Source organism: Salipiger sp. HF18 (assembly GCF_011806505.1).
In the GTDB taxonomy this organism is placed as follows: domain Bacteria; phylum Pseudomonadota; class Alphaproteobacteria; order Rhodobacterales; family Rhodobacteraceae; genus Salipiger; species Salipiger thiooxidans.
This window is the reverse complement of sequence record NZ_JAATOS010000705.1, coordinates 1-1,613: the sequence shown is the minus strand read 5'-3', so window position 1 is coordinate 1,613 and position 1,613 is coordinate 1. Positions and strand designations below refer to the sequence as shown.

Annotated in this window: 1 protein-coding gene and 1 pseudogene; both read right to left on the bottom strand. The window is 66.6% G+C overall.

The features are described from left to right. Nucleotides 1-658, bottom strand: a pseudogene (locus tag HC022_RS29540) (hypothetical protein); the annotation flags it as partial. A gap of 13 nt (nucleotides 659-671) precedes the next feature. Beyond that, nucleotides 672-1,415 carry a hypothetical protein gene (locus HC022_RS26105; RefSeq protein WP_167454319.1) on the bottom strand — a complete coding sequence of 248 codons (744 nt, stop codon included), beginning with the start codon at nucleotides 1,413-1,415 and terminating at the stop codon, nucleotides 672-674. Between the last annotated feature and the right edge of the window lie 198 nt (nucleotides 1,416-1,613).

Sequence of the window (1,613 nt, the reverse complement as noted above, 5' to 3'; positions counted from 1 at the left end):
CCACGGGATCGAACGGGATCACCTCGCCGTCGCTGTAGATGCCCTCGGTGCGAGCTGCGACGTCGCCGACGGCCAGCGACACGTCCGACAACACCGCCGCCGACGGAGCGCCGATATTGGCCCGCGCCGCGTCCGGGTCTGCGACATCGGCAAGGTTTGCCGAGGAGGTCAGCTTGGTGGCCAGTGCGGACCCCGCGGGAATGTCGGTGACGAAGGTGGCCACGCCGCCGGGGTCGTGGTCGTAGATGTCGTAGGCGATGGCCGTGTCGGCGTTCTCGACCCGGAACCGGTCCCCCTCGCCCGTGGCGGCGATGCCTGCTGCCGTGGTTTCATAGATCGGGCTCTCGGCAAAGGCCTGATCCTCGAGCGCGGTGATGCGCGCGGCGAGCGCCGTGGTCGTCGAGGCCAGCGGGATCTCCCCCTGCAGGTCCGCCACGCCCGCGCTGTTGACATAGAGCTGCAGCCCGGTCGCGGTGAAGACCGAGAAGCCCTCGCCGTCCTGCGTGGCAGCCAGCCCGGCCGAGACGGAACCGTAGAGCACGAAGCCCAGGGCCGCCGCCGAGACCGCCGCCTCGATGGCGGCATTGATGGCCGCTTCGAGCCATTGCTTCATGGACATCACCGGGCCGCTGCCGGTGGTCGGAAGGGTGAACGTCATGTCACATGCTCTCTCAGGTGATGGTGAAGCTGCCGAGCGCAGCAGGTGTGCCGTCGGTGCCCGTGATGGTGTAGGGCACGATCCAGAAGTCCCCGGGCCCCGGCGCGAGCCCGGTGAAGGTCAGCGCGAAGCCCGCGCCGGTGGCGACGCTGTCGTCCTGGCCGACCTCCACGGCATCGCCGAAGTCTGCCCCCACCGCGGCGCGGTAGAGCCGCAGCCCGTCGTAATAGCCGTTGTCCGGCGCGGTGCCGCTCACGGTCAGCTCGCCCGCGCCGCCAAGCGCCGCGCCGGCGCCGGTGACCTGCAGGCCCGCGACGATGCCGAGGACGTAGGACCAGAGCCCCTCGCTGGCGGGGCCGATGGCGCGGACACGCAGGTCGTAGCTCTGCCCGAAGGCGACGGGGCCGAAGCGGCCGGTGACGGTGGCGCCTTCGACCGCGCTGTCGGGAATATCGGGCAGCGCCACGAAGATAGTCTCGCCGTCCTCCCGCCAGCCGACCTCGTACTCGTCGACCACGTAGTCGGTGATCGCATCGAAACTGAACTCGACCATCAGCACCACGGCCCCGCCGCTGTCGAGCTCCACGGTGGCAGCACCGAGCCCTTCGACGGTGCCGAGCTCGACATCGTCACTGGAGAGGTCCTGGCTCAGGATCTCCTGCTCGTCGGTCTCCGGATCCCAGTCGAAGATCGAGGCTGAGTACTCCCGCAGCGTGACCGGCAGTCGCCCATAGCTGCTCGGTGATCTCTGCTTCATTGATAGGCAAGAGGTTGACTGTCGTGGAGCGCGAGATGCCTAGTGTAGTTGTAAAACGTATTGCTGATATGCGAAATCTATGAGACTTGCGAGGTTAAGACCCTGCGTTTTCTTGAGGCTGCTTAATATGAAAAAATCACCACCGGTCATTTCCGGCGGCACTCTCACAATCAAGGTCCAAGTTCGGCAAAAACCGTG